Source organism: Actinomadura sp. KC345, from assembly GCF_004348515.1.
In the GTDB taxonomy this organism is placed as follows: Bacteria; Actinomycetota; Actinomycetes; order Streptosporangiales; family Streptosporangiaceae; genus Spirillospora.
Window position 1 is genome coordinate 1 of sequence record NZ_SMKH01000568.1, and the last position, 1462, is coordinate 1462.

The window sequence follows — 1462 nt, forward strand, 5'->3', positions numbered from 1 at the left end:
CACAGTCGCCTTGACGATGTCTCGAGCATCGCGCGAATCCCGGATCTGGAATCGGGGTTCTGCCTGACGTGCCCGGCACAGTTCCCGCGGTTCTGATTCAACTGGGTGCCGCGCCCCCGGGGCAACCCCTTTACGGGGCCGCCCCGGGGGTTCAGCGGGCGAACAGGGACGCGTACACGGTGCGGTCGCCGTCGGTGACGATCTGCCCGGCCAGGTGCGGGGCGGTGACCGTGGACTGCCAGGGCCGCACGCCGGGCGCGAGGCCGAGCAGCGCGTAGCCCTCGGGGTCGAGGGCGTGCGCGGCGCGGTGCAGGTCCGCGTCGTCCCAGCGAAGGGTCCCTCCCCGGGGCAGGGTGAGGGGGATGTCGTGGTTCTCCAAGTGGGCCAGGAATGTGGGGGTGTCCATGATTGTTCGCCTCCGCAACCATGGAGTGTAGGAATGATCGGGAGCGCCCCGACACTCATTTTCCGGCGGCTCAGCGGCCCGCCGCCACAGGCGCCGCGGCGGCGGGCGCGGCGGGCGCGTCCGGGCGGGACGCGGCGCGCTGGGCCAGGTACGCGCCGGTCAGGACGATGCCGCCGCCGAGCATCTGGACGGGCGTGAGGCGCTCGCCGAGGACCGCCCAGGCGATGAGCGCGGCGGCCACGGCCTCGGTGTAGCAGATGGCGCCGCCGACCTGCGCCGGCAGCCGCTGCAGGCCGGCGACGCCGGCGAGGTAGGCCAGGACGGTGCTGACGACGCCGATCCAGGCGACGAGCGTCCAGCCGGGCGCGGTGAACCCGGCGACGGGGACCTGGGCGGGCAGCACGTCCCAGGGCAGCGCCCACGGCGCGGCCAGCGGGACGAGCGCGGCCGCGGCGACGGCGGTGCCGGACGCGGTGATGACCAGCGGGTCGACCCGCCCGGCGAGGCGGTCGACGATGAGGAAGTAGCAGGCCTGGCCGGCGGCGGCGCCGAGCCCGGCGAGCAGGCCGACCGGGTCCAGGGACAGGCCCGACCACACCTGCACGACCAGCGACAGCCCCGCCATGGCGACCGCGACGCCGCCGGCGGCGGTGCGGTGCACCCGGACGCGCCGCACCAGCCTCAGCCACGCCAGCACGATGACCGGGCCGCTGAACTCCAGCAGGATCGCCACCCCGACCGGCAGCCGCGACGCGGCCACGAAGTAGCACGCCTGGCAGCCCGCGACGCCCGTCAGCCCGTACAGGACCAGGCGGCCGGCGTGGGGGCGCAGGCCGCGCGCCGCCGACCGTCCCCGCAGGACCACCACGGCGGGGACCAGGACCAGCGCCGCGGTCGCGATCCGCAGCCACACCGCCTGCAGGGGGCCGAGACCGGCCTCGATGAGCGCCTTGCCGAACGGCCCGGACGCGCCGAAGCACACCGAGGAGACCAGCACCAGGCCCACGCCCCAGGCGCGCGTGCGCGCCCGCCCGTCCGCCGACCCCACTGCTCCCC

At 75.9% G+C, this 1462-nt stretch carries 2 protein-coding genes; both read right to left on the minus strand.

Features of this window, described 5'->3' with window-relative positions; all coding sequences use genetic code 11:
* Positions 1 to 151: 151 nt before the first annotated feature.
* Positions 152 to 406: a hypothetical protein gene (locus E1281_RS39620; protein WP_131884806.1), complete on the minus strand. Its 255-nt coding sequence runs from the start codon at positions 404 to 406 to the stop codon at positions 152 to 154.
* Between the two features lie 70 nt (positions 407 to 476).
* A partial coding sequence (locus tag E1281_RS39625; protein ID WP_347813344.1) for an EamA family transporter occupies positions 477 to 1462 on the minus strand: 986 nt, incomplete at its 5' end.